General features: G+C 61.9%; 21 protein-coding genes, 1 tRNA gene and 1 pseudogene. 16 read left to right on the forward strand and 7 right to left on the reverse strand.

Annotation, left to right across the window (positions count from 1 at the left end; all coding sequences use genetic code 11):
- Positions 1 to 41: 41 nt before the first annotated feature.
- Positions 42 to 1475, reverse strand: a complete 1434-nt coding sequence (locus NKI54_RS07905; protein ID WP_352634670.1) for a glutamine synthetase family protein — start codon at positions 1473 to 1475, stop codon at positions 42 to 44.
- A gap of 167 nt (positions 1476 to 1642) precedes the next feature.
- Here NKI54_RS07905 and NKI54_RS07910 point away from each other — a divergent pair, with 167 nt between their 5' ends.
- Entirely contained in the window at positions 1643 to 2359 is a 717-nt protein-coding gene (locus NKI54_RS07910) for an HAD family hydrolase (protein ID WP_352634668.1), read from the forward strand.
- Between the two features lie 32 nt (positions 2360 to 2391).
- Here the strand turns inward: NKI54_RS07910 and NKI54_RS07915 are convergent, their stop codons facing one another.
- The gene (locus NKI54_RS07915; RefSeq protein WP_352634666.1) at positions 2392 to 2781 is read right to left on the reverse strand and encodes an ANTAR domain-containing protein; all 390 of its coding nucleotides are present in this window, start codon (positions 2779 to 2781) and stop codon (positions 2392 to 2394) included.
- A gap of 430 nt (positions 2782 to 3211) precedes the next feature.
- Between NKI54_RS07915 and NKI54_RS07920 the strand changes: the two genes are divergently transcribed.
- Complete coding sequence (locus NKI54_RS07920; protein WP_023677445.1) at positions 3212 to 3673, forward strand: RidA family protein; 462 nt, start codon at positions 3212 to 3214, stop codon at positions 3671 to 3673.
- A 53-nt stretch (positions 3674 to 3726) separates the two neighbouring features.
- On the opposite strand, the gene NKI54_RS07925 is transcribed toward NKI54_RS07920, so the two are convergent.
- Complete coding sequence (locus NKI54_RS07925) at positions 3727 to 3981, reverse strand: SMc00767 family acetate metabolism repressor (RefSeq protein ID WP_023677446.1); 255 nt, start codon at positions 3979 to 3981, stop codon at positions 3727 to 3729.
- A 70-nt stretch (positions 3982 to 4051) separates the two neighbouring features.
- Entirely contained in the window at positions 4052 to 5341 is a 1290-nt protein-coding gene (gene aceA, locus NKI54_RS07930; protein WP_352634664.1) for an isocitrate lyase, read from the reverse strand.
- 238 nt (positions 5342 to 5579) lie between these two features.
- On the opposite strand from aceA, the gene NKI54_RS07935 reads away from it, so the two are divergent.
- From NKI54_RS07935 to NKI54_RS07965, 7 genes are all read left to right on the forward strand, one after another.
- Positions 5580 to 7031, forward strand: coding sequence for a helix-turn-helix domain-containing protein (locus NKI54_RS07935; RefSeq protein ID WP_352634662.1), 1452 nt, complete (start codon positions 5580 to 5582; stop codon positions 7029 to 7031).
- A gap of 196 nt (positions 7032 to 7227) precedes the next feature.
- Positions 7228 to 8127 carry a DUF2167 domain-containing protein gene (locus NKI54_RS07940; RefSeq protein WP_352571625.1) on the forward strand — a complete coding sequence of 300 codons (900 nt, stop codon included), beginning with the start codon at positions 7228 to 7230 and terminating at the stop codon, positions 8125 to 8127.
- Positions 8128 to 8309: 182 nt separating this feature from the next.
- Entirely contained in the window at positions 8310 to 9263 is a 954-nt protein-coding gene (locus NKI54_RS07945) for a DMT family transporter (RefSeq protein ID WP_352634660.1), read from the forward strand.
- A 352-nt stretch (positions 9264 to 9615) separates the two neighbouring features.
- Entirely contained in the window at positions 9616 to 10713 is a 1098-nt protein-coding gene (locus NKI54_RS07950) for a polyamine ABC transporter substrate-binding protein (protein WP_352634658.1), read from the forward strand.
- 73 nt (positions 10714 to 10786) lie between these two features.
- Positions 10787 to 11926: an ABC transporter ATP-binding protein gene (locus NKI54_RS07955; RefSeq protein WP_352634656.1), complete on the forward strand. Its 1140-nt coding sequence runs from the start codon at positions 10787 to 10789 to the stop codon at positions 11924 to 11926.
- Positions 11927 to 11935: 9 nt separating this feature from the next.
- Positions 11936 to 12904: an ABC transporter permease subunit gene (locus NKI54_RS07960; protein WP_352577543.1), complete on the forward strand. Its 969-nt coding sequence runs from the start codon at positions 11936 to 11938 to the stop codon at positions 12902 to 12904.
- A complete protein-coding gene (locus tag NKI54_RS07965; RefSeq protein ID WP_352577544.1) occupies positions 12901 to 13719 on the forward strand; it encodes an ABC transporter permease in 819 nt (272 codons plus the stop codon). Before NKI54_RS07960 ends, NKI54_RS07965 begins: the two co-directional genes overlap by 4 nt.
- Before the next feature lie 7 nt (positions 13720 to 13726).
- On the opposite strand, the gene NKI54_RS07970 is transcribed toward NKI54_RS07965, so the two are convergent.
- Positions 13727 to 15577 carry an AsmA family protein gene (locus NKI54_RS07970; RefSeq protein WP_352457085.1) on the reverse strand — a complete coding sequence of 617 codons (1851 nt, stop codon included), beginning with the start codon at positions 15575 to 15577 and terminating at the stop codon, positions 13727 to 13729.
- Between the two features lie 282 nt (positions 15578 to 15859).
- Between NKI54_RS07970 and NKI54_RS07975 the strand changes: the two genes are divergently transcribed.
- Positions 15860 to 17818 carry an acetoacetate--CoA ligase gene (locus NKI54_RS07975; protein ID WP_352634654.1) on the forward strand — a complete coding sequence of 653 codons (1959 nt, stop codon included), beginning with the start codon at positions 15860 to 15862 and terminating at the stop codon, positions 17816 to 17818.
- A 281-nt stretch (positions 17819 to 18099) separates the two neighbouring features.
- Here NKI54_RS07975 and NKI54_RS07980 read toward each other — a convergent pair whose 3' ends face one another.
- A complete protein-coding gene (locus NKI54_RS07980; RefSeq protein WP_352691084.1) occupies positions 18100 to 21831 on the reverse strand; it encodes a PAS domain S-box protein in 3732 nt (1243 codons plus the stop codon).
- A 253-nt stretch (positions 21832 to 22084) separates the two neighbouring features.
- Here NKI54_RS07980 and NKI54_RS07985 point away from each other — a divergent pair, with 253 nt between their 5' ends.
- Both NKI54_RS07985 and NKI54_RS07990 read left to right on the forward strand, forming a co-directional pair.
- On the forward strand, positions 22085 to 22543 hold the full coding sequence (locus NKI54_RS07985; protein ID WP_023677458.1) for a phasin: 459 nt from the start codon (positions 22085 to 22087) through the stop codon (positions 22541 to 22543).
- A gap of 345 nt (positions 22544 to 22888) precedes the next feature.
- Positions 22889 to 22965: transfer RNA gene (locus NKI54_RS07990), tRNA-His, on the forward strand.
- A 61-nt stretch (positions 22966 to 23026) separates the two neighbouring features.
- On the opposite strand, the gene NKI54_RS07995 is transcribed toward NKI54_RS07990, so the two are convergent.
- On the reverse strand, positions 23027 to 23935 hold the full coding sequence (locus NKI54_RS07995) for a LysR family transcriptional regulator (protein ID WP_352634650.1): 909 nt from the start codon (positions 23933 to 23935) through the stop codon (positions 23027 to 23029).
- Between the two features lie 136 nt (positions 23936 to 24071).
- Between NKI54_RS07995 and NKI54_RS08000 the strand changes: the two genes are divergently transcribed.
- The 4 genes and pseudogenes from NKI54_RS08000 (at position 24072) to NKI54_RS08015 (ending at position 26712) form a co-directional block, all read left to right on the forward strand.
- Positions 24072 to 24824 (forward strand): SDR family NAD(P)-dependent oxidoreductase, encoded by a 753-nt coding sequence (locus NKI54_RS08000; protein ID WP_352634648.1) that lies wholly within the window; start codon positions 24072 to 24074, stop codon positions 24822 to 24824.
- A 77-nt stretch (positions 24825 to 24901) separates the two neighbouring features.
- Positions 24902 to 25604, forward strand: a pseudogene (locus NKI54_RS08005) (SDR family oxidoreductase).
- Positions 25604 to 25948, forward strand: coding sequence for an Atu4866 domain-containing protein (locus NKI54_RS08010; RefSeq protein ID WP_352634646.1), 345 nt, complete (start codon positions 25604 to 25606; stop codon positions 25946 to 25948). The pseudogene NKI54_RS08005 and the gene NKI54_RS08010 overlap by 1 nt, the downstream one beginning before the upstream one ends.
- Before the next feature lie 509 nt (positions 25949 to 26457).
- On the forward strand, positions 26458 to 26712 hold the full coding sequence (locus NKI54_RS08015) for a DUF768 domain-containing protein (protein ID WP_023677464.1): 255 nt from the start codon (positions 26458 to 26460) through the stop codon (positions 26710 to 26712).
- The last annotated feature ends 59 nt before the right edge of the window (positions 26713 to 26771 follow it).

The raw sequence follows: 26771 nt of genomic DNA on the forward strand, positions 1-26771 counted from the left end.
ACTCCCCTACTCCCCTACTCCCCTACTCCCCTACTCCCCTACTACACATTCAGCAGCAAATACTCCCTCTCCCACGGGCTGATCACTTCCATGAAGGTCTCGAATTCCGCTCGCTTGATCGCCGCATAGGTGGCGGCAAATGACTTGCCGAGCAGCGCGCCGAGTTCTTCGTCAGCCTCGAACAGGTCGACGGCTTCGAGCAGGCTGCGCGGCAGGTCGATCTGGTCCTCGTTGGCGGTCGTCAGAACCGGCGGCTCGGCCTTGATCTTGTTGGTCATGCCGATCAGCCCGCAGGCAAGCGATGCCGCCAGCGCCAGATAGGGGTTGGCGTCGGAGGAGGGGATGCGGTTCTCGACGCGCCGCGCCGCCGGGTCGGAGCGGGGCACGCGGAAGGCCGTGGTGCGGTTGTCGTAGCCCCATTTGTTGTTGACCGGCGCCGAGGCCGACTGCGTCAGCCGCCGGTAGGAATTGACGTAGGGCGCAAACATCACCAGCGCGTTCGGCACATGTTTCTGCATGCCGCCGATGAAATGGAAGAAGGCCTCGGTCTCCGAGCCGTCCTCCGCCGAAAAAACGTTCTTGCCGGTCTTCTTGTCGATGATCGACTGATGGATATGCATGGCCGAACCGGGCTGCCCTTGGATCGGCTTGGCCATAAACGTGGCGTAGATCTCGTGCTTGAGCGCCGCCTCGCGGATGGTTCGCTTGAACATGAACACCTGGTCGGCGAGCTCGATCGGATCGCCGTGACGCAGATTGATTTCGAGCTGGCCGGCGCCCTCCTCGTGGATCAGCGTGTCGATCTCCAGGCCCTGGCTTTCGGAGAAATGGTAGATGTCGTCGATCAATTCGTCGAATTCGTTAACCCCGGCGATCGAATAGCCGGCGCCGCCGCCGATCGGCCGTCCCGATCGACCTACTGGCGGGGTCAGCGGATAGTCCGGATCGGGGTTCTTGCGCACCAGGTAGAACTCGATCTCGGGTGCCACGACTGGCCTCAGCCCACGCTTGTCATAGGCGGCAAGCACGCGCTTCAGCACGTTGCGCGGCGTGAACTCGACCGAGCGGCCGTCCTGGTGGACGAGGTCGCAGATAACCGCCGCGGTAGGGTCCTCCTCCCACGGCACCACCGTCAGCGTCGAGAGGTCAGGCATCAGCTTGAGGTCGCCGTCGTCCTCCGGATAGTGGAAGCCGTTGCCGTCCTCCGGATAGCCGCCGGAAATCGTTGTCATGAACACCGCCGAAGGCAGCGCCAGCGAGGTGTTGGAGGTGAACTTCTTCGATGGCATCATCTTGCCGCGCGCAACCCCGGCCTGGTCGGGTGTGATGCATTCGATATCTTCGATGCCGCGCCATTCCAGCCAGGCGCTGACTTCCTTCCAGTTCTTGACGCCACGTTGGTTTTTCACGAAGGCAGGCGTGCGGACGCGTCCTCCGCGGCTCGACGGACGGACTTCCTTTTTTGCAGGCGGCATCAATCACCAGATTTGTTGCAGATTGTGGAGTATAGCCGTTGCCGACGACGAAAGGGAAGGGGAGCCGGCTGGCGTGCGCCTCGATAACCGGGGGAACACAACGACTTCCGGATAAAAGCCTCCTGGTCTAGGGTCGGCCTCCCGCAACGCTGAAATTAATGGTCCCCATGCAACACAGCCGCAAACTGACGACGATCGGCTTCGACGCCGACGACACGCTGTGGCAGAACGAACAGTTCTTCCGCATGACCGAGCAGCGCCTCGCCGCGCTGCTCGCCGACCACGCCGAGGAGGACCGGATTTCAGCAAGATTGCTGGAGGCCGAGAAGCGCAACCTCGCGGTCTACGGCTTCGGCATCAAGGGGTTCACGCTGTCGATGATCGAGACGGCGATCGAGGTCACCGAAGGCCAGGTGCCTGCCTCAACCATTGCTGAAATTCTCGCCGCGGGCCGCGAGATGCTCAGCCATCCGATCGAGCCGCTTCCGCATGCGCGCGAGACCGTGGAAAAGCTGGCCGGCGCTTACCGCCTGGTGCTGATCACCAAGGGCGACCTGTTCGACCAGGAACGCAAGCTCGCGCAATCCGGCCTGGGCGAGCTGTTTGATGCCGTCGAGATCGTCAGCGACAAGAGCGCGGCCACCTATACCCGCATCTTCAGCCGCCACGGCGACGGCCCGGAAAAGGGTATGATGGTCGGCAACTCGCTCAAATCGGACGTCGTACCGGCCATCGAAGCCGGCAGTTGGGGCATCCACGTGCCGCACGAGCTCACCTGGGTGCTGGAACATGTCGAGCCGCCGGTCTCAGCACCACGCTTTCGCCAGATAGCCAATCTCGGTGAACTGCCGGGCTTGATCGAGCGTATCGGCGAGATTGATTGATCAGGTCTGCAGCCGAGGCATCGCGGTAGGCGTCAGTTGCGGCCGACCCCGACCAGCCGGTCGATCACCGGCTGCAGCCGTTCGGTGGTGATCGGCTTGACGACCACTGCATCGATGACGCTGGACAGGCCCAGGCTCTCCGGCGTGCCGGTCTTGACTGAGAGCAGGATCACCGACGGAAGCGATCTGCCTGACGCCCTTCGCAGTGCATCGATACCCGACAGCAAGGCGTCGCAGTCCCCATTCTCCGCACCGCCGTCGAGAACGACAGTGCCGGGAATCAGCGCGTGCAAGGCCTTTGCCGCGGTTTCGGGAGCTTCCGAGATCGGTTTGAGGCCGGACCGCTCCACGATTTTTGAAACCACGACGCGGTTGATCGGTGATTTTCCGACCACCAGCACCCGCGAAAAATCCGGGAGCATCCGCGTCTCCATGTCCCGGCTAACAAAAGGCAGCTGTTTTGCAGTCTCGATATCGCGATTCGCTGGGCACATGGCGGGGCAGGCCGTTGTTCAATGTTTCAATGCAGGGTTGAAACTCGAGAGGTAATTGGCGTGAGATCACTGCTCATGTCAAGCTCAAATGGCGTATCAGGAGAATATCGCAAGAAACATTAAAATTAAAATTAAGTGCTTTTCTTTGCGGCCGCCCGAAGAAGAAGTTGCCACCACAATCGGGCAGGCTCAGCTAAGTTTGGCTTTGCAGCGCGAACGCACCAACTCGCAGCCGTAGCCGGGTTGACGTAAGGTTGGACGAAGGCGAGTCAGGCCTGTCGCGAGCTTGTCGTATCGCCTCGCCGAACTACCCTTCCTCGTTGGCTAAGCACGTCTCTTTGACCGACGGGAGATGACGATGGAACTCGTGACTCACAAGAAATTCAAAAATGGCCGGTTGATGCCATGGGGAAAGGGTACGATCGTTACCGGCGCAAAGGGGTTTATCTACCTTTCCGGAAACACCGCGACGGCCGAGGACTACGATCCGATCGGCAAAAGCGGCGGCGCCGCCATTGGCGATGCAGCGGCACAGTGGCGCGCAATTCTCACCAATATCAAATCAGATCTGGAGGAGCTTGGCAGTGCGCTCGAGCATCTCATCCGGCTGACCTTCTTTGTTAAGGGGCCATTTCCAGATGGCGGCGTGCTGAGCTCGCCCAATTTTCGCTTGGACGTCTTGGACGAATTCTTTGCCGTGCACTGCCCGAAGCACTGCAGCTACAACAACCCGCCGCCCTCGGAAGTTATTGGCGTTGCAGCGCTTGCGCAGCCTGATCTTGTCATTGAAATCGTTGCATTAGCGGCTCTGCCGGATTAGGCAAAGCCGCGGCGTGCAAGGTGCGATAGCATGCGCTCAAAAGAGGCGCGGTGCTATCGAGTTTGTCTGTCGTGGCTCCGCTGTGTGACGATGACCGGGATCAGCAGATCGCCCCAGTTGCCGTCGCCGCCATGGTGCCGTGCCGAGCGCACCAGTTCGACCGAGACGCCTGCCTCGACCGCCTTCATCACCGACTGATTGAGCCTGTGCAGATCGTTCGCCAGCATGCGGATGGTCGCCTGCTGGTCGACATTCATGCTGGTGGCCTGCTCTTCGGCCCGTTCCTTGACGCGGCTTATCGAAGCCATTGGTCTTCTCCCTGTGTTGCCATGCCTGTTGTGTTGCCATGCCCGTTTGGGCGTTCACTCTGTTTGTCTGCTATTCCGCCGCCGGCCTGAATTGGGCGCGCTCGGTCGATCCCTGCATGGCCGTGGTCGAAGACTGGCCACCGGTGATCGCCATCGAGACGGCATCGAAATAGCCGGTGCCGACCTCGCGCTGGTGCTTGGTGGCGGTATAGCCATTGGCTTCCGCGGCGAATTCCGCCTGCTGCAGTTCCGAATAGGCGGCCATCTGCCGCTCCTTGTAGCCGCGGGCGAGCTCGAACATGCCGAAATTGAGCTGGTGGAAACCGGCCAGCGTAATGAACTGGAACTTGTAACCGATGGCGCCGAGTTCCTTCTGGAACTTCGCGATCATTGCGTCGTCGAGATTCTTCTTCCAGTTGAAAGACGGCGAGCAATTATAGGCAAGCAGCTTGCCTGGATGATGCTTGCGCACGCCTTCGGCAAACGTCCTGGCCTGCGCCAGATCGGGCTTGGAAGTCTCGCACCAGATCAGGTCCGCATAGGGCGCATAGGCGACGGCGCGGGCGATGCAGGGCTCGATGCCGTTGCTGACACGATAGAAGCCCTCCGCGGTGCGGCCGGCGCCATAATCGACGAAGGGCTGGTCGCGCTCATCGATGTCGGAGGTCAAGAGCTGTGCCGCTTCCGCGTCGGTGCGTGCCACGACCAGCGTCGGCGTACCCATGACGTCGGCGGCAAGCCGCGCCGCGTTGAGGTTGCGGATATGTGCGGCGGTCGGGATCAGCACTTTGCCGCCAAGATGGCCGCATTTCTTCTCCGAAGCCAGCTGGTCCTCGTAATGGATGCCGGCCGCACCCGCCTCGATGAACGCCTTCATGATCTCGAAGGCGTTGAGCGGCCCGCCGAAACCGGCTTCCGCGTCGGCGACGATCGGCGCGAACCAGGTGTCGACCGACAGCCCGTTGCCTTCCGAAGTCTCGATCTGGTCGGCGCGCTGTAAGGTGCGGTTTATGCGCTTGACCAGTTCGGGCGCGGCATTTGCGGGATAAAGCGACTGGTCCGGGTACATGGCGGAAGCGGTGTTGGCATCGGCGGCGACCTGCCATCCTGACAGATAGATCGCTTTCAGCCCGGCCCGCACCTGCTGCATCGCCTGGTTGCCCGACATGGCACCCAGCGCGTTGACGAAATCCTCTTCATGGATGAGCTGCCACAGCCGGTTTGCCCCCATTTCGGCGAGGCTCTGCCGGATCTGCACCGAGCCGCGCAGCCGCTTCACGTCGTCCGGTGAATAGGGCCTTTCGATGCCATCAAAGCGGCCTTGCGGCGCCGACGGGACGAGGTTGTAAAAGTCGGTCATTGATCACTCCAGGCGGTTTTGATGCCGGTTTAGGAAGGCGTCGCAGAGGGAAAATATGTGCGCCATATGTGTGACACCATTTACACGTCGGCACGACGCAAGCGAGGTAAACCTCCGGATCAGTCATAAAATAAGGGAAAACCTGTGTTGTGTTTGACTGATGAGAGCTGTAAATCTGTCATGGTTGTAAAGACAGCCATGCCATCGGCGGATGTAAAATTCTGTCAAGGAAACTCGATTGGCCGACCACAAAATCTTTGCCGGGCCGCGCATTCGTCGCATCCGCAACGCCAAGGGGCTGACCCAGACGGCGATGGCCGAAGGGCTCGGCATCTCGCCGTCCTATCTCAATCTTATCGAGCGCAACCAGCGGCCGCTGACGGTGCAACTGATCCTGAGGCTGGCATCCGTCTACAAGGTTGACCCGCACGAACTGCAGGGCGAGGCGCGGGGATCGGTCGCCGATTTGAAGGAAGTGTTTTCAGATCCGTTGCTGGCCGGCGAACTGCCGGGCGACCAGGAACTCATCGAGCTTGCCGAGGCGGCGCCCAACGCTTCCGCCGCTGTGATAAAACTGTTTCGCGCCTATCGCGAGCAGGCCGAGCGATTATCGGATCTCAACGAGCTGCTCGCGCGTGAGGGCAAGGCCACCGCACTCTCCGGTGCCCGGCTGCCGATCGACGAGGTGCATGAGATTTTCGAACGCCGGCCGAATCATTTTGCCGCGCTCGAAGAGGAAGCCGAGGCATTCACGTCGGTGCTCGATCCTGGCGACGATCTGTTCAGTGCGTTGAAGGCTTGGCTGCGGCGTGAATTCGGCATCGTCGTTAAGGTACTGCCGGTCGCTACCATGCCCAACTGGCGGCGTCGCTATGACCGTCACTCGCAACGCCTGTTCCTGTCCGAGCGCCTGTCGCCATTCGATCAGCTGCGCGAGGTGGCTATGGAGGCCTGCCTGATCCGCATGAGCGTCGCTGTCGCCGCCGAGATCCAGGCGCTGAAGCTGACCACGGACGAAGCCCGCCGGCTGGCGCGTTTCGAGCTCGGCCGCTATGCCGCGCACGCTCTGATGATGCCCTATCAGCCTTTTCACGCCGCTGCGGTCCGCACCCGCTACGATATAGACATGTTGCGGTCGCGCTTCGGCGTTTCCTTCGAGCAGGCGGCGAACCGGCTGACCACGCTGCAGCGGCCGGGTGCGTCGGGTGTGCCGTTCTTCATGCTCGAGGTCGACAGTGCCGGCAATCGGTTCCGCAAGGCGGGCAGCCACGGCTTTCCGCAAAGCCGCTTCGGCGGCGGCTGTCCGAAGCTGCCGGTCCATGCCGCCTTCGCCCAGCCCGGCCAGATCCTGGTCGAGGCAGTGGAAATGCCCGACGGTGCGGCGTTCCTCTGCATGGCCCGCACGCTCGAAGGGCCGCAGGGCTCGTTTGCCGAGCGCCCGCGGCGCACGGCGCTGTTGCTCGGCTGCGACATCGGTTTTCGCGACGAGGTCGTCTATGGAGCGGCATTGCCGGGGCCGGCCGCCATCGGCAAGACCGGACAGAGCGCCGCTGCGCTGGCGACGCCGGTCGGCCCTGCCTGCCGGCTGTGCGAACGCATCGGCTGCCTCGCCCGCGCCGAGCCACCCGTTACACGTCCGCTCGGCCTCGACGAGATGGTCACGGGACTGTCGGCGTTCGATTTCCAGTGATTCGGCTCCAGCAATATTGCGGCTGAATCTTCGACCAAAGGACCTCATCTGTTCCTGCGGCGGCAACCAGTAAGCTGGTTCGCGGTTGCCGGCCAAAATATTGGTTCAGCCAAAATATTGATTCAGCCGAATATTGATTCAGCATTGACGGTACGGTATCAAAAAAAAGAACTGCGCAACGGTCGGGGGATCAATGATGGGCAGGACAGTTTTTTGGCTTGGCTTGGCGCTCGCGTTTTCGGCCGATCCCGCATTGGCTGAAAAGTCCTCGGATTTCTTCAATTCCTATCAACACTACAATGATGCCGGCAAGGCGTTCCTGGACAAGATCGATCCGAAGACCGGCGCGATAAATCTTGCCGAAGGCATCCATCTCGACCTCAAGGACAAGTTCTATTTTCTGGACAAGAAGGACACGCTCTCCGTCCTCACCGAAGCCTGGGGCAATCCGCCCGACTCTGGTTCCGATGCCCTCGGCATGATCTTTCCAGTCTCCCATGATCCCATTGCCGACAACAATTGGGGGATAGAGCTGCGCTGGGAAAAGATCGGTTACGTCGACGACAGCGACGCCGCGTCCATCGATTACAATGAACTGCTGCGCAACATGCAGTCAGACACTCTGTCCGGCAACGATCAGAGGGTAAAGGATGGCTATGCGCCCATTACGCTGATCGGCTGGGCGTCGCCGCCGGTTTATGACGCGGCCCACAAGCGCCTGCACTGGGCCAAGGAGCTGCAATTTGGCAACGATGCCGCCCATACGCTCAACTACGACGTCCGTTTCCTTGGCAGGGAGGGCGTCTTCGTGATGAGCTATATCGCGACGGTGGAACAATTGCCGGAGATAAGGCAAAGCCTGGATGAAGTGCTTGGCCTCGCGGACTTCAATACCGGCAAGACATACGCCGATTTCGTGCCGGGCGTCGATACGGTTGCGGCGATTGGCGTCGGTGGTCTGATTGCCGGCAAGCTGGCGGCGAAAGCAGGTTTTCTGGTCGTGGCGCTGATCGCGCTGAAAAAGTTTGGCCTGCTCCTGCTGATTCCGCTGGCCGGTCTCTGGCGTTTTATCCGCGGCAACAAGAGCACCTCGTAACGCATCATCGACAGGTCGCCTCGGAGCATCGCCGGGCGAGGGGCGAGGCGCCCTCATCAGTGCGCCAAACGGAACATCGAACTGGATCACGCCCGGCCTTCTGCTTTGCGTTACGCGAATTAGGCACGTCTCTGTCGTCCATTGCACATCGTGCTGCTCCGAATTCGCCGACAGTCGTACCCATGACCGATACCGCATCATCTCCGGTTGCCGCTTCGCCGATCGTGTCGCCGCAAGGGGAACGCGTCGGCTTCCTGCTGGTATTCCTGTCGGCGTTGATGTGGAGCTTCGGCGGCAGCATTGCGCGCTTCATCGACAACGCCGACAGCTGGACGGTGGTGTTCTGGCGCTCGGTCTGGGCCGCCGCCTTCCTGCTCTGCTTCATGGTCTGGCGCGACGGCTGGCGTGGCACGCTGAAGCTGTTTCGCGGCATGGGCCTGGCCGGCCTTGCGGTGGCGTTCTGCTTCGCCACGGCGTCGACCTCTTTCGTCGTGGCGCTTGCCTATACCACGGTCGCCAACATCCTGTTGATGCAGGCCGGCGTGCCGCTTCTGGCAGCGCTGTTTGCGTGGGCGCTGTTTCGCGAACGGGTGGCGGTGGCGACCTGGGTGGCGATCGCCGCCGTCATTGCCGGCGTCGCCATCATGGTGTCGGAATCGCTCGATGGCGCGGTGTCGCCGATCGGCGACGGGCTGGCGCTGCTCATCGCTGTCATGTTCTCGATCGCCACCGTCATCACGCGCCGCTTTGCCCATGTGCGCATGACGCCGGCGACCTGCCTCGGCACGATGCTGGCGGCCGCCTTTGCGGCATCGCAGGCGTCGGCGCTGGGCGTCTCCAGTCACGATATGGGCTTCCTCTTTGCCTTTGGCGTGATCAATCTGGGACTCGGTCTCGCCTTCTTCGCCACCGGAGCCCGGCTTGTTCCGGCCGCCGTCGCGGCGCTGCTCGGCACGTTCGAACCGATCCTTGGCCCGATCTGGGTCTGGCTCATCCATTCCGAGGTGCCGTCGGCGCGCACCATCGTCGGCGGTGCGGTCGTGGTCACCGCGCTGCTCGTCCATATCGGGCTCGAGTTCAAGCGTCAGACGCGGCCCGCGCGAGCGGGCGTCACCGGTGTGCCGTCACCTAATTGATGCAGTGCGCGCGTCAAAGCGAGATGAACCATTGACAACGTCGCAGCCGCGCGGGCAGGCTGCGATCACGGCAACAACAAGACAGGCGTATCTTGCCAAGTCTCCATGCCGGCCGCATCGAGGCCGGACAATATCGTCGTCTCCCTGCCCGCGCCGTAGCGAAAGCTTCCGACGGCGTCGGAACACCACCAACGCCACGCCAGGTCTTCGCTGTCGGCTCGCCGCCGAACGATAATGGCGCCGGCAATTCGCGCTTGTCGCCTGCCTGCAAGCCCAATACCCTGAAGCAAATGCCCAGCCGCGCGGACGCCGCGACGAGCTGGCGACGGAACACTCATCAAAGGAGAATAGCATGACCCGCAAAGCGCTCTGGCTTTCGGCGACTTCGGCGTTTCTGGCAGTTTTCACCTTGGGCGCGCATGCCGAGGATCGCGTCGTCAACGTCTTCAACTGGTCGGACTATATCGACAGTTCGATCATCGACGACTTCACCAAGGAAACCGGCATCAAGGTCGTCTACGACACTTTCGATTCCAACGAGATCCTGGAAACGAAACTGCTCGCCGGCGGCAGCGGCTACGATGTCGTCGTGCCCAGCGGCAATTTCCTTGCACGCCAGATCCAGGCGGGTGTGTTCCAGAAGCTCGACAGGTCGAAACTGCCGAACATTTCAAATATGTGGGACACGGTCATGGAACGGACCGCCAAATATGATCCCGGCAACGAATATTCGATCAACTACATGTGGGGTACTGTTGGCATCGGCTACAACATCAAGAAGGTGCAGGCAGCGCTCGGCACCGACAAGATCGACAGCTGGGACATGTTCTTCAATCCCGAAAGCCTGGCCAAATTGAAGGACTGCGGCGTCTATGTGCTGGATTCGCCGGCCGACATCATACCGGCGGCACTGAAATATCTGGGCCTCGATCCGAACAGCACGTCGCCCGATGAGATTGCCAAGGCCGAAGAAACCTTGCTGAAGGTCCGGCCCTATATCCGCAAGTTCCACTCTTCCGAATACATCAACGCCCTTGCCAATGGCGACATCTGCCTGGCGGTCGGCTGGTCGGGTGACGTCTTCCAGGCCCGCAACCGCGCCGACGAAGCCAAGCAGGGCGTCGAGATCGGCTACTCCGTGCCGAAGGAAGGTGCCCAGATGTGGTTCGACCAGATGGCGATCCCGGCCGATGCGCCGCATGTCGCCGAAGCCCATGAGTTCCTGAACTACATGATGAAGCCCGAAGTGATCGCCAAATCGTCGAACTATGTGCTCTATGCCAACGGCAACAAGGCTTCGCAGCAGTTCATCGACAAGGCGATCCTGGAAGATCCGGCGATCTATCCGGATGCAGCCACCTTGCAGAAGCTCTACACCGTATCGCCTTACGATCCCAAGACCCAGCGCATCATCACTCGCACCTGGACCAAGATCGTCACCGGCCAATAGCAATCTGACCAGGCCCCGGCAGCCGTTGCCGGGGCCGCTTTCTCATGGGGCAAGCAGCAGGACGGAGTGGGACATGAAATCGCTTGGCAGCATCCGCAGGGATTTTGCGCCATGGAACGATCCGAACGCCAAGCCATACATCCAGTTCGACAACGTCACCAAGAAATTCGGTGAGTTCACAGCGGTCAACAACCTGTCGCTGACCATTTTCGAACGCGAATTCTTTGCCTTGCTGGGGGCCTCAGGCTGCGGGAAATCGACACTGCTTAGGATGCTTGCCGGCTTCGAGGAGCCGACCGCCGGCCGCATCCTGCTCGATGGCCAGGATCTGCGCGGCATTCCGCCCTACCGGCGGCCGGTCAACATGATGTTCCAGTCCTACGCCTTGTTTCCGCACATGACGGTCGAGAACAACATCGCCTTCGGCCTCAAGCAGGAAGGCATGGCCAAGGCCGACATCGACAAGCGCGTCGCCGAGATGCTGAAGCTGGTCAAGCTCGAGCAGTTCGCCAAGCGCAAGCCGCACCAATTGTCGGGCGGCCAGCGCCAGCGCGTCGCGCTCGCGCGCTCGGTGGCCAAGCGGCCGAAAGTCCTGCTGCTCGACGAGCCGCTTGGTGCGCTGGACAAGAAGCTGCGCGAGGAAACCCAGTTCGAGCTGATGGACCTGCAGCAGAACCTCGGCCTCACCTTCGTCGTCGTCACCCATGATCAGGAAGAGGCGATGACGATGGCTGACCGCATCGCCATCATCGACAAGGGCGAGGTGATGCAGGTGGCGACGCCGGCCGAGGTCTACGAGGCGCCGGGTTCCCGCTTCGTCGCCGGCTTCGTCGGCAATGTGAATATGTTCGACGGCAAGATCGCGGCTGGCGAGGCCGGCAGCGCGAGCATCGATGCCGGCAACGGCATCACCATCCGGACCGAAAATGCCGGCAGTGCCGCCGCCGGAACATCCGTCACCTTCGCCATCAGGCCGGAGAAGATCAAGGTGTCCTCCACGAAACCGGCCGGTGCCGTCAACGCCATCGAGGGCGAGGTCTACGACATAGCCTATCTCGGCGACATGACCGTCTATCACGTCAGGCTGGACGACGGTCAGGTGGTGCGGGCGAGCACCATGAACGCGGCACGCCTCACCGAGGACCCATTGACCTGGAACGACCGCGCCTGGGTTTCTTTCCGCCCCGACGCCGGCGTCGTCCTGGCACGGTAGGGACTGATCATGTCCGCTGTCACCGCCGCAACAAGCTCTCCGGCAAGCGCTGCCGGCAAATCCGCCTTGGTCAGGCTGGGAGCGGCCTTCGTTAGCCGGCTCGTCATCATCGTCCCCTACCTCTGGCTGCTGTTCTTCTTTCTCGTCCCTTTCATCATCGTCTTCAAGATTTCGCTGTCGCAGACTGCGATCGCCATGCCGCCCTACACGCCGGTGCTCGATTTCCGCAGCGGCATTTCCGGGTTTATCTCGGAATTCGGCGCGCTCAATTTCGACAACTATACCTGGCTGACGCAGGATGCGCTTTACTTCAATGCCTATGTGACGAGCGTCATCGTCGCCGCCATCTCGACGGTCCTGACATTGCTGGTCGGCTATCCCATTGCCTATGGCATGGCACGCGCTCCGGCGACGATTCGCCCGACCTTGCTGATGCTGGTGATCCTGCCGTTCTGGACCTCGTTCCTGATCCGTGTCTACGCCTGGATTGGCATCCTCAAGCCCGAGGGCCTGCTCAACCAGCTGCTGCTCGCCACCGGCATCATCAGCCAGCCGCTGATCATCCTCAACACCTATACGGCGATCTTCATCGGCATCGTTTACTCCTATCTGCCGTTCATGGTGCTGCCGCTCTATTCGTCCTTGGAGAAAATGGACCATTCTCTGATCGAGGCGGCCAAGGATCTCGGCTGCCCGCCGACCAGCGCCTTCTGGAAGATCACCTTTCCGCTGTCGCTGCCCGGCGTCATCGCCGGCTGCCTCCTGGTGTTCATTCCTGCCGTCGGCGAGTTCGTCATCCCCGACCTGCTCGGCGGCTCGCAGACGCTGATGATCGGCAGGACGCTGTGGAACGAGTTCTTCGCCAACCGCGACTGGCCAGTGTCGTCCGCGGTTGCCGTCATCTTGCTGCTGCTGCTGATCGTGCCGATCATGCTCTTCCAGCGAGCCCAGGCGCGCGCCCAGGAGCAGGACCAATGAATGCGACCTGGAGCCGCTTCAACATCACTTCGATCGTGCTCGGCTTTGCCTTTCTTTACCTGCCGATCGTCCTGCTCGTTGTGTTCTCTTTCAACGAGTCGAAGCTGGTCACCGTCTGGGGCGGCTTTTCGACGAAATGGTATGTGTCGCTGTTCCACAATCGGGGTCTGATGGACGCCACCTGGGTGACGGCCCGCGTCGGCGTCATCTCGGCCACGGTGGCGACCGTGCTCGGCACGCTGGCGGCGCTCACCTTGACACGCTACACGCGCTTTCGCGGCCGGCTGCTGTTTTCGGGCATGGTGTTTGCGCCGCTGGTCATGCCGGAAGTCATCACCGGCCTGTCGCTATTGCTGCTCTTCGTCGCCGTCGGCCTCGACCGCGGCTTTCTGACGGTGACGCTTGCCCACACCACGCTTACCATGTGCTTCGTGGCGGTGGTGGTTCAGTCGCGCCTGATCACTTTCGATCGTTCGCTGGAAGAGGCCGCGATGGATCTCGGTGCGCCACCGGTGAAGACCTTCTTCCAGATCACGCTGCCGGTTATCATGCCGGCTATCGTCTCCGGCTGGATGCTGGCCTTCACGCTGTCGCTCGATGATTTGGTTATTGCCAGCTTCACCTCGGGACCCGGCGCCACGACGCTGCCGATGAAGATCTACAGCCAGGTCCGCCTTGGCGTGACGCCGGAAATCAACGCAGCCTGCACCATCTTGATCGCGGTCGTCGCAGTTGGCGTGATCATCGCTTCGCTCGCCAACAAACGCCGCGAGGTGCAGCGCCAGCGCGACGAGCAGGCCGCGCAGCGAGGTTGAAGGCTCGCTACTCTCCCGAAACGCCGCGGCTTATCGGCGAGATGAACGGCGTGCTCCACGTGCCGCCGACGAAGAACGACGACTGCTTGGGCGGCTGGCCATTCGTCTGCGTGGCAGCCTGGCTCGGCTGGACGATGCCGCCGGACAGCGCCAGCCCGCGTCCGGCATAGGATGCGATGCCGGAAAGCCAGATCTTGTATTGCGCGGAATTCACCTCGGCCTTGTCGATACGCGCCACGCCGTTCGAAATGCTCGCCTTGAGCTCGGCCCCGTCGATCGGCAGCGTTCCGTCCGAGACGTCGTCCAGCGCGAAGAATCCGCCCTGTTCGGTGTGCTTGAGGAACGCCGGCAGGTTAAGCCGGCTCAGCGCACCCGCGCCGAACGTCGCGGACAGCGAGCCATTGGCGTTTTCGAAAATCGAGTCCCAGGTTCTGCCAGGCCCCTTGAGGATGACCGAAACGGTTCCAGTGCCGATCGGCACCAGCCGCGTCATCCCGGCCGCGGTGCCGAAAGCGCCGCCGTCGATATCGGAAGCAAGCAGCCGGATCTCGACTTCCGTGCCGGCGGGCTTGCGGTCGAAACGGACGCTGCTCTGGACGTTGCCGCCAAAGGCGGATGCATCCGAGATGTCGAAGGCGGCAAGGCCGTTCTTGACCTGGGCAGTGGCAGCGACGTCGGCAAGCTGGATGGCGCCGGCGGTGGCATGCGCCGCCGACAGCCTGAGATCGAGATTGATCCGGTCGGCGAAGCTTGTGTCGATTTCGCCCGGGCCGGTGCCGCCGGCGGATGGTACCGGCGTAAAGGCGGAGAGAAATGATCTGAGGTCGAGCGTATCGAAGGCAAGTGTGCCGGAGATCACCGGCAGTGCCTCACCATAGGTGAAGTCCAGCGCACCCATTCCCGGGTTGTTGTCGAGGGTCAGGGCCGTGTTTTCAAATTTGACGCGCCCGGCCGTCGCCGTGATCTTGCTTGAAACCGAGATCGAGCCGATTGCGGCACCGGGCGCGATGCCGGCCTGCGACCATTCGAGCACGCGTCGGAGCGAAGGTGCGGCGAATTTTGCCTGGCCGTCGAAATAGCCGTTCTCCGACATGCTGGCGCGGCCGTCGAACGAAAAACTGGCCGGTGCCGCCTTGAAGGAAAATGTAGCCGGTGCTGTGCCGCCACCAAACAGCACGAGCGGGTTCGGCGATGCGGCGTCGATGGCAACACTTTCGCCGCGCCATATCCCGGTCGCCGACAGCGTCGCATTGCTGTTCATCGCGGCCCAGTTCGCCTGGCCGCTCAGGCTGCTCAATATCTCCTGGTCCTTGCCGCCGATGGCAGCCACTACGCGGCCGTCCCTGAACTCGACTGTGCCGAACGGATCTGTCGGCAGCTTGCCGAGATCCGGCTTGGCGGGATTTGTGTTGATCACCGCGCGGGCAGCATCGATCGAACGCGTAATGCGCCCGCCGCTGGGAATCGCAGGCAGGAAAAACCCGCTCGCGGTACGCTGAACCCGGATCGTCGGTCGTACCAGCCGCGCCGTCGAAAACATCACATCGCCACGCAGCGCCGCCATCGCTGAGAGGTCGACCTCGACCCGTTCGGCCTCGACCACGGGCGGCGCATCCGTCTCTGTCCATTGCGACAGCGTCACGTCGCTCAGGATCGCCCGGAAATTCGGCCAGACCTCGATACGCGGCGCGCCGTCGATGGTGACCCGGAAACCGCTCCACGCGCTCATTTCCCACGCGATACGGTCGCGTACGATGCGGGTCGAGGCGATCAACGGCAAGGCTGCGACAACCAGCGCGATGACGATGACGGCTGCGCCGATCGCCCATATTCCGCGTCGGATCAAAGGTGATGGCATATCGCCCCGTATGCTTCCATTCCGACAAAATCGCCCGACGGGTGTAACCGACGGCTGACGCATTTCAAGTCTTTATGGCCCGGCGATGGCATTTGCGCACACCCTGACCGGCGCGGTCCAACAAAATCTTGCTCTGCTGCATCGCGATATGCATAAGCGATGCCAATGCATGTCGCCCAAAGTGCGCAGCGGTTTTGGGATAAACGACATGCATAAAGACAAAAGTTTAAAGCGCGTCGCGTGAATCTCTTCAAACGTGACGTGCTTTAAGGAGGAACAATGATGGCTGACGACGCACCGCTCTGGATCCCGACGCAAGAGCAGATCGACGCAGCGCCGATGACCGCCTTCATGAACACCGCGGCGAACATGGCCGGCAAGGTTTTCTCCTCCTATGCCGACCTGCATCGCTGGTCGATCGATGATCGCGAGACCTTCTGGAGCCTGGTCTGGGACTTTTGTGGCATCGTCGGCGACAAGGGCGAACGCGTGCTGGTCGATGGCAACAAGATGCCCGGCGCGACCTTCTTTCCTGAGGCAAAGCTGAATTTCGCCGAGAATCTCCTCAAGAAAACCGGGCTTGGCGACGCAATCGTCTTTCGCGGCGAGGACAAGGTCGAGCGGCGGCTGTCCTGGAACGAGCTGCATGCGCTGACCTCGCGGCTGCAGCGGCTTTTCCTGTCGCTCAAGGTGAAGAAGGGCGACCGCATCGCCGCGATGATGCCCAACATGCCGGAGACCGTTGCTGCGATGCTGGCGGCCGCCTCGATCGGCGCGGTCTGGTCGTCCTGCTCCCCAGATTTCGGCGAGCAGGGGGTTCTCGACCGGTTCGGCCAGATCGAGCCTGTCGTGTTCATCGCGCCGGACGGCTACTGGTACAATGGCAAGGCGATCGAAGTCGCCGACAAGATCGCGGCCGTGGCGGGCAAGCTCGCCACCGTCCGCAAAGTCCTCATTGTCGACTATCTCGGCACCTCGCTCGACGTCGCCGCGACCATCGGCAAGGCGGCTGCGCTGGAAGAGGCGCTGTCACCCTTTGCCGCAAGGCCTGTCGCCTACGAAAGGCTGCCGTTTTCGCATCCGCTGTACATCCTGTTTTCATCGGGCACGACCGGCATTCCCAAATGCATTGTCCATTCGGCCGGCGGAACGCTGATCCAGCACGTCAAGGAAGAACGGCTGCATGCCGGCCTGCTCGACGGCGACCGCTTCTTCTACTTCACCACCTGCGGCTGGATGATGTGGAACTGGCTGGTGTCGGGCTTGGCATCGGGCACCACCTTGCTGCTCTACGACGGCTCGCCGTTCTACCCGGACGGCAATGCGCTGTTCGACTTCGCCGATGCCGAAAAGATGACCTATTTCGGCACCTCGGCCAAATTCATCGATTCCGTGCGCAAGGCCGGCCTGAAGCCGATCCGCACGCATGATCTTTCCAGCGTGCGCACCATCTCATCGACCGGCTCGCCGCTATCGCCGGAAGATTTCCGCTTCGTCTATGAAGGCATCAAGAAGGACGTGCATCTGGCTTCGATTTCCGGCGGCACCGATATCGTCTCCTGCTTCGTGCTCGGCGTGCCGATCGAACCGGTATGGACCGGCGAGATCCAAGGGCCCGGGCTCGGCCTTGCCGTCGATGTCTGGGACGATGACGGCCGCCCGCTCCGCCAGGAGAAGGGCGAGCTCGTCTGCACCAAGACGTTTCCGGCGATGCCGATCGGCTTCTGGAACGACCCTGACGGCAGGAAATACAAGGCCGCCTATTTCGAACGTTTCGACGATGTCTGGTGCCACGGCGATTTCGCCGAATGGACCGTCCATGGTGGCCTGATCATCCATGGCCGTTCCGACGCCACGCTCAATCCGGGCGGTGTCAGGATCGGCACGGCGGAGATCTACAATCAGGTCGAGCAGATGCCGGAAATCCTCGAAGCGCTGTGCATCGGCCAGGATTTCGACAATGACGTGCGTGTCGTGCTGTTCGTGCGGCTGGCGGCCGGCGTTGAGCTCGATGCCGAGCTGGAAAAGCGCATCCGCGCGAAAATCCGCACCGGGGCGAGCCCGCGCCACGTGCCGGCCAAGATCGTCGCCGTCAGCGATATTCCGCGAACCAAATCGGGCAAGATCACCGAGCTCGCGGTACGCGACATGGTGCACGGCCGCGCCATCAAGAACAAGGAAGCGCTCGCCAATCCCGAAGCGCTCGAGCTGTTCCGCAACCTGCCGCAGCTTGCCGACTGACCCTGGGATCCAAGGTGGGAGCCGTTTTGAGGTCAGGTATAGTTAACAAATTATCTCTTCGGAATTTACCTAGATTTCATGAGTGGTACACATTGGTAAATTTTCCGGCGTGCCGGTAAGGATTTGTTAAGGCCCGGCATCAATAGTCGTGCGTAACTTGAGGGAGAAATCCCGTTCCTCTTAGCCCCGAGAGGATCTGATTCGCTCAAGCCCCGTTGTGACAGCAATTCCAATTTCTCAAGGCGTCCTGTTGGACGCCTTTTTTCTTTGCGCAACCATAGCTAACCGGCGAGCACGCGGGTCGAGGGAAAGGCGACTTCGACCAGGGTTCCCTCGCCGGGCGTCGAGTTGATGGTGAACCGGGCCCGGTTCGCTTCGACCATCGCCTTGGTCAGCGGCAGCCCAAGACCCGTGCCGTCGCCACGGCCGCGCTTCAGCGCATTGATCTGCTTGAACGGCTTCAGCGCCTGCTCGATCTCGGACTGGCTCATGCCGATGCCGGTATCGCGCACGCGCATGACGACATCGCCGGAGATCTCGTAAGCCGTCGACACGATCACCTGGCCGCCAGCCTGCGTGTAGCGGACGGCGTTCGACAGGATGTTGAGCGCGATCTGCCGCACGCTGCGCAGATCGGCCACCACTTCCGGCAGCCGCGAGGCGAAGCTGGAGCGGATGATGACGCGTTCCCGGTTGGCTTGCGGCTGCATCATCGCCACGGTTTCGGCCAGCGTGTCGTTAAGCGACACCGCCTCATAGGCCATCTCCTGCTGGCCGGCCTCGATTTTCGAAATGTCGAGCAGGTCGTTGACCAGATCGAGCACGTGGTTGCCCGAACGGTTGATGTCGCGCAGATAGTCGCGATAGCGGTCATTGGCCACCGGCCCGAATTTCTCGTCGACCATCAGCTCGGAAAAGCCGATTATGGCGTTGAGCGGCGTGCGGATCTCGTGGCTGATGCGGGCCAGAAAATCGGTCTTCTGCGACGAGGCGCGTTCGGCGACCGCGCGCGCCTGGGTCAAGTCCTCTTCGGCCCGCTTCCACTGGGTGATATCGCGCACCACCGCACAGAAGCCGCTGTCGTTGGGCAGCCTGCCGATGGTCATGAACAGCGGAATGAAACGCCCCTGCGCCTCGCGCCCGATCACCTCGCGGCCATCGTTCATCACGCTTGCAACGCCGGGCTCCGACAACCCCTCGAGATAGTCACGCGCCGCGCGCTGGCTTTCGATCGCAAACAGCGAGACGAACGGTTTGCCGGTCACCTCGTCGCTGTCGAAGCCGAACAGCGCTTCCGCCGGACGGCTAATTGAACGGATCGTTCCGTTACGGCCGATCAGCACGACGCCGTCGGTGGCGGTGTCGATGATGGTGCGCATTTCGGCAATGCGTGCCTTGAGCTCGGAAACATCCGGCTGCGTTTGGTCTTCGGCGGCGCCATGTGGAATGGCTGCTGCCTCGTCGTCGCCGGAACGACGTACGACCAGCATCAGCGCCTTGCCGTTTCCCCAGGGCACGGAGCGTAAAATCGCATCGATCGGAAACTCCTGACCTTCGCGCGTTTTCAGCCGCAGAGCGCGGTCGCCGCCGTCCGAACTGCCGTCGTCGGCATAAGGGTCGGGAAACAGCGCGCCGAGCCCGCCGGCCTCGTCCAGGGCATTGAGCGTCGCATAGCCGGTCAAGCCGAGGAATTCGTCATTCGCGTAATGCAGCTGGTCGCCGGAATGGATAAGCACCGGCACTGGCAGCTTGCCGAGGATCGAGGTATCCGGCCCCTTGTTGTCCTCTCCGGCAAACGCCGACGGCACGAAGCCGTCGAGTTTGAGCGGTGGTGCCTGCAGCCGCGCGATGGGCGGCACCTGGCCGGCAACGTCGGCTGCGGCTGCGCTGTCCTCGGACCAATCCTCGCTGTCCTCGGCGTCACGGAAATCTTCGGCCGTCATGCTGTCGTCGTCGCCATCCCGCGGCGCTTCGGCGATGATCGTTCGACGGTTCGTGCTGGGCTCAATGCCTTCCTGCGCTTCGTCGCTGGGTTCGCGGTCGGCATAGTCGAGCAGCGATCCGGAAACAGGGCGTGTGACGGGTTCGCCGGCTTGCGCCTCTGCTTCCGCCTCATCGGGCTGCTCGCCGTCGAGCCGGGCAAGATCCTTCTGGTCTTCGGTATCGGCCTCGGGCGGTTCGGCGGCAGCCGCCCCGCTTTCCGGACCTCGCGCCGGCATCTCACCCTTGTCCGCCAGCCCGGCTTCTTTCAGCTTTGGCTCGTCGGCCTTGCCGGCTGCCTCGACTTTCTCAACCGGCTTCTGCTTTCCGGCGCCGGGCTGTTCTTCGGCCGGGGTGCTGTCCTTCTTGAGACGCTCGCCAATCTCGCGAAACGCGCTGCGTTCCAGCGTCGACAGGCCCTTGTCGTTGGCCGGCTGCCGGTGCTCGGCCAGCCGGATCACCTTGTCGGCAAAGCGCCGCTCGGGTTTTGGCACGATGGTCAATGCCGGCACTTCGCCCCTGAACGGATCGGCGGATTTAGGTGTCTCGGGGAGAGGTTCGACGGCTTTCGGCCCGATGGTCGCGGCAGGTTTCTCCTCGGCGACAAGGGCCATGCCGACGGCATCCGGATCGACCACCGCATCGCCACTCCTGGCCACGCCGAAACCGCGAAAACCTTCGAAAACGCGGCTGCGGCTGTAAACCGGGAGCGCCGCCAGATCGACGGGTATCTTCAGATCGGTGCCGGCGACCGGCCACAGCACGGAGCGGCCGGACCAGGTGTCGCGCCGTTCGAGCAGGCCGGCAATCTCGCCAGAAGCATCGAGGCCATAGGCGGCCGAAACATCCTCGAAACGGCGGCCGATCACGTCGGCGGCAGGCTTGCCGACGAGCTCGGCAAATTCCGGCGACAGGGCGCTGAAATGGCCCTCCGCGTCGGTACGCCAGACGAAACGCATGGGCGCGGCGGTGCGATCGATCGCCGAAGCGCGGTGTTCGGCCGGCGAGGCGGCTTTGGTGGCTTTTGCGGCGCTTTCCGGCGAAGTATCCGGGCTGGCTGGGGTCTCGACTTCGCCGGACACAGCTGCCCCGGGCGAGATCTGCGTGTCGTCGCCGGCATTGAAGTACCAATGGTCATGCTGCGTCGGCGTTTCGCTAGCCGTGCGGTGATCGCCGGCCGCGTCGGCAGGTTCGTGCTCCGCCGATGCCGAGGTTCCTTCCATCGCTGCAAGGTCGATCTCCGCCGCGCCGGTGCTGGTGATTGGCTGCTCGTTGTCCTGGTTCGTTGGCTGGGGAAGATCGCCACCGCTCGGTGCCGCTGCCCCCTCGGTTTCCCCGCCGGCGCGCTCGCCATCGGGGGCCTCGCCGTCAAGCCGGTCCTCGTCGATCACCACCAGCAGGTGCCGCTCTTCCGTCAGCCGGGCAAGGCCCGCGGGATAGGAGCTGGACCCACCCGGAACCAGGCGCTTGACGATGCGGTCGCTCTCGTTCGCCACGTCGGCGACAAGTGCGGCCAGCGTCTCAGGCCGGATGCCGAGCGCCGAAAAGCCGTCCGATGCGGCGTCGATATTGCCCTTGGCATCGACAAAGGCGATGTAGTGGCCGTCTTCCGTAAAGCCACCGATGGCGCGGTCGGCGATCTCGGCCGCGCTGCGCGAGCCGGTCTGCGCCGCCGGCAGCGCCAGCATGATTGCTTCCTCGCCATCGGGCATGGTCACTGCGCTGGCCAGGAAGCCGACCGCGCGGCTGGTCAGGCCAGTCGCCAGCCGGACCGTGATGGCACGGTCGCGGCCGATCTGCGGAAAACCGCTGGTTGCCATGATCTGGCGCCTGGCGATCAGCGGCAAACCTGCCGAGGCGCCGATGATCGCGCCGATGTCGGGATAGCCGAATACCGCTGCGCCGGGGCCGTTGGCCCAGATCACCTGCTCGAGATCTGCCGACAGAATAGCGATCGCGTCGCCTGCGGCGAAGCGCAAGCGGACGGCGTCGAGCACGGCGACATCGAGGAAGGAGTAGTTTTCAGCCGGCATGCGCTTGGCGACCCTCACAGAGCGGGCAATTTGCGGTTAACGCTTTGTTAATAAAAGCCGACGGCGCGAAGGTCCACAAGTCATAGCGTGCAACCAGCGGAATCTCTAGGCGCGTGGTTAACGCCGCGAACCAAATATTTTATGGTGCGATGCAACAAACATGTTGCAATGCACAAAATTTGCCTTTATATTGCCATGATAGATGAACGAGACGGCATTTTGTCAAAGCCGCTGCCGCTGAAAAGGATGGAAAATGTCCAGGACCAAGACTGCTGAAACGATTGAAAACGTTGAATTCCCGAGCTTCGACGCTTCCAAGGCCACCGACCAGATCCGCGCCTTCGCCGAAAAGGGCGTCGAGCAGTCGAAAGAGGCCTATGCAAAGCTGAAGACCGGCGCCGAGGAGACCCAGAAGGCGCTGGAGTCGACCTATGAGACCGCCAAGACCGTTTCCAGCGACCTGTCGCTCAAGACCATCGCCGCCTTGCGTGCCAATGCCGAAGCCGGCTTCTCGCATTTCGAAGCCCTGATCGGCGCCAAGTCGCTGTCGGAAGTCGTCGAGCTGCAGACAGCATTCGTGCGCAAACAGGTCGAATTGACCGTCGAGCAGGCCAAGGACTTCCAGGCGGTTGCTGTCAAGGCGGCCGAGGACGTATCCAAGCCGATCAAGACCGCCTTCGAAAAGGCCGTGAAAGAAATCAAGATCGCCTAATATTTGCGCACAGTTTGACGATGCATCAAAAGGTCGCATTTCGTCAGACAAATAGATGTGCGATATAATTGTTTCAAACGAATACCCGGCGGGTGGAACCTCCTCCCTCTGCTCACCGGGGTGACCAGCCAGCACCTCCTCCCGCTGGCTCGTAACAGGAAAGGCCGGCACCTCCTCCCGCCGGCCTTTTCTTTGTCCGGCGAAAAATGACGCGATGCCGGAGCGATCTTTTGCTTTGCCAAAAGCCTTGAATTAAACTCCGATAGCCCGTATGGACGCATCGCCGAACGACAGAGCGGGTCCCAGAGAATGAACGTTCCGTCTGGATCTCGCTCGGGCAAGCGTGCCGTTGTAGCTCAGATGGTTAGAGCGCCGGATTGTGGATCCGGAGGTCGCTGGTTCGATCCCAGCCAACGGTACCATTCAGCTTTCAGCCAGGTTTCTGACCAATAGCGCCGAGCGTTCACTACGATCCCGTAGCGCTCACCCACGGTCCCGCGCCTGACGCGCGCCGCGCAGGTGATCCACGAGGGCTCTCAGCTTCGGCGCGATATTCCGTCGGCTTGGGAAATAGAGATAGAAACCCGCAAACGGCGGAAAATAGCCGTCCAGGATTGGCACGAGCTCGCCGCGGTCGAGCCAGGGGCGGAATGTATCGGCCATGCCGAACGTGATTCCGGCGCCTGCAACGGCCAGCCGGATCATCAGCCACATGTCGTTGGTAGTGATCTCGGGCGCAACCGCCACGTCGAACTCGCGCCCGTCCTCGCCGAACTCCCACCGATAGGGCGAAACTCCCGGCGCCGGCCGCCAGCCGATACAGCGATGTGCCACAAGCTCGCGCGGATGGGCGGGTGCTCCGAACTTTTCGAGATAGCGCGGGGCGCAGACGGCCATCTGCCGCTGATCGCCCGATACCGGCACGGCAATCATGTCCTGCTCGATCACTTCGCCGAGCCTCACTCCCGCATCATAGCCTTCGGCAACGATGTCGAATTCCTCGTCGGTGACCACAATATCCAGATGCACCTCGGGAAACCTTTCTGCAAAGGACGCCAGCAACGGTCCTGACAGAAAGGCCTCTGCGATAGACGAAACCGCGATCCGCAGGCGGCCGCGCGGGCGGTCCAGCAACTCCGTGGTGGCTTCGATTGCCGCGTTCACGTCGGCGATCGCCGGTGCGACGCTCGCCAGCAGGCGCTCGCCCGCTTCGGTCAGGTTGACGCTGCGTGTCGTGCGCTGCAGCAATGCGATGCCAAGGCGCTGTTCAAGCCTGAGGATGCTCTGGCTGACCGCCGAGCGCGTCACGCCCAGCCGGCCTGCCGCAGCACGAAAATTGCGTTCCTCGGCCACCGCGACGAAGACGGCAATTGCATTGAGATCGATATCCATTGGTTAGTCAAACTTACCATCGAGGTTAACGGCGGGCGGGTTATCGCGACAATGCCACGGCTCTATCTCTGTCGCAACGGCAAGAAGGCTTGATCCTCCCGATCCAAGCCGAAGCCGACCGACAAGGAGATATCCCATGACATCACTCCCTTCCTCCTGGGACCTGGATGGAAAAGTCGCCCTCGTGACCGGCGCGGCACGCGGCATCGGCCGCTGCGCGGCGGAACTGCTGCGGGCGCGGGGCGCCCGGATCGTGGCAAGCGATCTCAGCGACAGCGTACGCGAATTGGAAGCCGAGGATGTGGCAACGCTGGTCGGCGATGTCGCCGACGAGGACCTGGCCAGACGCTCGGTCGAACTCGCCGCGAAGCGCTTCGGACGACTTGACATCGTCGTGAACAATGCCGGTCGCACGCTCAACAAACGACTGACTGAGACCTCGGTCGACGACTATGACCGCATTCTGCAGATCAACGCGCGCGGCAGCTTCGTCACTGCCCGTGCCGCAGTGGAATTGATGGCTGCCGGCGGTAGCGGCGCGATCGTCAATGTCTCGTCGATCTCGGCCGTCGCGGCCTTCGAGACGCAGGCGGCCTATGCCTCCTCCAAGGCGGCTGTCGCACAGCTGACCAAGGTGATCGCGATCGAATACGGGCGCATGGGCATTCGCTGCAACGCCGTTGCCCCTGGCGTGATCGAAACCGACATCATGGAAGGTGTGGTGGAGAATGGCCGGGAGATGCTGCGCAGCTTCGGCGGCGCGCATCCAATCGGCCGGATCGGCCAGCCGCAAGAAGTTGCCGAGGCCATCGCCTTTCTTGCCTCGCCGGCATCCAGCTTCATCACCGGGGCCTTGCTTCTGGTCGATGGCGGCTACACCGCCCAGTGACCCCAAATAAGGCTGACGCACCGCACGCCATCCCTTCACATCGTGAAAATAATCACAGAACCAAAAGGATCATCTCGATGACCATGAACAGAGTTGTTCTGATCACCGGTGCCTCCAGCGGCATCGGTGCTGGCATTGCCCGCGAGCTTGGCGTGGCAGGTGCGAAGCTGATGCTCGGCGCACGCCGCACCGACCGCCTTGAAGCGCTTGCGGCCGAAATCGAGGCAGCTGGTGGAACGGTTCGCGTGCGAGCGCTCGACGTCACCAGGAGGGCGGATGTCGCAGCATTCGCCGATGCCGCCCGGGCCGAATGGGGCCAGGTCGATGTCATCGTCAACAATGCGGGCCATGAAGGTCGACGAGTGGGAGCTGATGGTGGACGTCAACATCAAGGGTGTTCTGTACGGCGTCGCGGCGGTTCTGCCCGAGATGACGGCACGCGGCTCCGGTCACATCATCAATATCGGTTCCATTGGCGCACTGGCCGTCTCGCCCACGGCTGCCGTCTATTGCGCAACGAAATACGCTGTCCGCGCGATTTCCGATGGGCTCCGCCAGGAGAGTGACGATATCCGCGTAACCTGCATTCATCCTGGCGTGGTGGAAAGCGAGCTGGCGAACACGATCTCCGACGAAGCCGCTGCCGCCGCCATGAAAACCTGGCGTGCTATTGCCCTGCAACCCGATGCCATCGCCAGGGCAGTGCGCTACGCAATCGAACAGCCCGACGATGTCGACGTCAACGAGATCGTCGTGCGTCCGACGAAGGCGGCGCATTGATGCGATCCACTTTGGCCGCAGTGCTTACGGATATTGCCGTTGCTGTAGCTCCAACCGGCCTGACCCTTCCTGCAACTCCAATCCTTGCGGAGGAACCAATGACGCACCAAGATCATCCCTATGTCGGAATGTGGGTCACCGAGGATCGCCATATCAGGCACGAACTCCTGCCGAACGGCCGTTATGACGAAGCGCGCGGTGACCGCGAGAGCGCCTATCGGGGACGCTATGAAGTGCAGGGCAGCCACATAGAATACTGGGACGATACGGGCTTCACCGCGGATGGTGAGTTCGTCGAAGGCGTCCTCTATCATGCCGGCATGATCCTTTACCGCCAGCGGTAGAGAGCCAACCTGGACAAGCACTTCAGGGTTCCACAAGACGCTATTGCACGCCTTGCATGAGGCGCTCGGCAGTTTGCACCGCAAGCCTCGCCACACCACATATGTCCCAGCAAGCGCGGCGGAAAGAAGCAGGATCGCCGGCAGAGTCGACATTGCAAATGGTTGTCACTATATAGCGGCGGCTTTGACGGCTCGCCTCTTACATGGTGCCGGCGAGAGCGCGGTAAATGTGCTAGTCATTGCGACATCTATTGTGATCTAAAACGGCTTGAAAACCGAAAAAAAGCAAATAGAAACAATAGCGCGGGTCGAACGAGTTTCGTCGAGAGAATCAGTCCTCAAGAACTAGAACGTGCTCCTTGAACCCTCCATTCCCTTCAGCTCTGTGGACCTCGGACAAGTTCGGCTTGCCGGGCGAAGCCGACTCGGCTCGAATGGCAGCACGCATCTTTTCGAAGATGCCGACGTTTATGAATACCAACCGGCATAGCCGCTAGGGAAACAGCAGTATGAGTGAACACGCGATCGAGTTCTTGCGCGGGTGGATTGGCGAAAAAGTCCACTGCCAGCCCTCGCCAGCCAGAATCGAGAAGCAGGCCGAGACCCTCGCCAGGGAATGTGCGGCCAAGGCTGCCGAAGCCGGCATACCCCTGGAGGATATCCAGGAAGAGGTCGGCGACATTCAGGAGCTCATTGCTTCAAGGCTCGAAGAGGCGGCCGAGGCCGATCAGGACGAGCGGAATTCCAACAAGCCTGCCGGCTGACGGACCGCCTCCGGCAAAACTTGCCGGGCAACATTGCCTGTCTGATGCAGTTGCGCGGT

Source organism: Mesorhizobium sp. M0663 (assembly GCF_040320585.1).
Classification (GTDB): Bacteria; Pseudomonadota; Alphaproteobacteria; order Rhizobiales; family Rhizobiaceae; genus Mesorhizobium.

Coding starts and splice junctions, on each gene's coding strand:
- NKI54_RS07905 (WP_352634670.1), bottom strand. CDS start 1,475: ATGCCGCCTGCAAAAAAGGAAGTCCGTCCGTCGAGCCGCGGAGGACGC.
- NKI54_RS07910 (WP_352634668.1), top strand. CDS start 1,643: ATGCAACACAGCCGCAAACTGACGACGATCGGCTTCGACGCCGACGAC.
- NKI54_RS07915 (WP_352634666.1), bottom strand. CDS start 2,781: ATGCTCCCGGATTTTTCGCGGGTGCTGGTGGTCGGAAAATCACCGATC.
- NKI54_RS07920 (WP_023677445.1), top strand. CDS start 3,212: ATGGAACTCGTGACTCACAAGAAATTCAAAAATGGCCGGTTGATGCCA.
- NKI54_RS07925 (WP_023677446.1), bottom strand. CDS start 3,981: ATGGCTTCGATAAGCCGCGTCAAGGAACGGGCCGAAGAGCAGGCCACC.
- aceA (WP_352634664.1), bottom strand. CDS start 5,341: ATGACCGACTTTTACAACCTCGTCCCGTCGGCGCCGCAAGGCCGCTTT.
- NKI54_RS07940 (WP_352571625.1), top strand. CDS start 7,228: ATGGGCAGGACAGTTTTTTGGCTTGGCTTGGCGCTCGCGTTTTCGGCC.
- NKI54_RS07945 (WP_352634660.1), top strand. CDS start 8,310: ATGACCGATACCGCATCATCTCCGGTTGCCGCTTCGCCGATCGTGTCG.
- NKI54_RS07950 (WP_352634658.1), top strand. CDS start 9,616: ATGACCCGCAAAGCGCTCTGGCTTTCGGCGACTTCGGCGTTTCTGGCA.
- NKI54_RS07955 (WP_352634656.1), top strand. CDS start 10,787: ATGAAATCGCTTGGCAGCATCCGCAGGGATTTTGCGCCATGGAACGAT.
- NKI54_RS07960 (WP_352577543.1), top strand. CDS start 11,936: ATGTCCGCTGTCACCGCCGCAACAAGCTCTCCGGCAAGCGCTGCCGGC.
- NKI54_RS07965 (WP_352577544.1), top strand. CDS start 12,901: ATGAATGCGACCTGGAGCCGCTTCAACATCACTTCGATCGTGCTCGGC.
- NKI54_RS07970 (WP_352457085.1), bottom strand. CDS start 15,577: ATGCCATCACCTTTGATCCGACGCGGAATATGGGCGATCGGCGCAGCC.
- NKI54_RS07975 (WP_352634654.1), top strand. CDS start 15,860: ATGGCTGACGACGCACCGCTCTGGATCCCGACGCAAGAGCAGATCGAC.
- NKI54_RS07980 (WP_352691084.1), bottom strand. CDS start 21,831: ATGCCGGCTGAAAACTACTCCTTCCTCGATGTCGCCGTGCTCGACGCC.
- NKI54_RS07985 (WP_023677458.1), top strand. CDS start 22,085: ATGTCCAGGACCAAGACTGCTGAAACGATTGAAAACGTTGAATTCCCG.
- NKI54_RS07995 (WP_352634650.1), bottom strand. CDS start 23,935: ATGGATATCGATCTCAATGCAATTGCCGTCTTCGTCGCGGTGGCCGAG.
- NKI54_RS08000 (WP_352634648.1), top strand. CDS start 24,072: ATGACATCACTCCCTTCCTCCTGGGACCTGGATGGAAAAGTCGCCCTC.
- NKI54_RS08010 (WP_352634646.1), top strand. CDS start 25,604: ATGCGATCCACTTTGGCCGCAGTGCTTACGGATATTGCCGTTGCTGTA.
- NKI54_RS08015 (WP_023677464.1), top strand. CDS start 26,458: ATGAGTGAACACGCGATCGAGTTCTTGCGCGGGTGGATTGGCGAAAAA.